1 protein-coding gene is annotated in these 266 nt (G+C 66.2%); it reads left to right on the forward strand.

Going from position 1 to position 266, the window contains the following annotated elements; genetic code table 11:
- Positions 1-266, forward strand: a 266-nt coding sequence (locus MJ643_RS30875; protein WP_247727335.1) for a TnsA endonuclease N-terminal domain-containing protein, incomplete at both ends; no start/stop codon positions are given.

A 266-nucleotide genomic window follows, 5' to 3' on the forward strand; every position in this document is an offset into this window, starting at 1 on the left:
CGGAGCATGAAAGCGCGCTCGAACGGGACTTCGTGACGTTGAGCAGCTTCAGGGATGCGGGTGCGGTGTTGACCGCACAGCCCGTCACGATCCGGTTCGAGCATGAGGGTCGACGACGGCGGTACACGCCGGACTTCCGCGTCGCCTGGAGCGATGGCGCGATCGATATTGTGGAGATCAAATACCGGGTCGACCTGCGGGCGAGTTGGTACCACTTGCGGCCAGCTTTCGCGGCCGCGCGGGCATGGGCCGGCGCCCATGGCGCT

The organism is Pseudomonas sp. PNPG3 (assembly GCF_023093815.1).
GTDB classification, from domain to species: Bacteria; Pseudomonadota; Gammaproteobacteria; order Pseudomonadales; family Pseudomonadaceae; genus Aquipseudomonas; species Aquipseudomonas asiatica.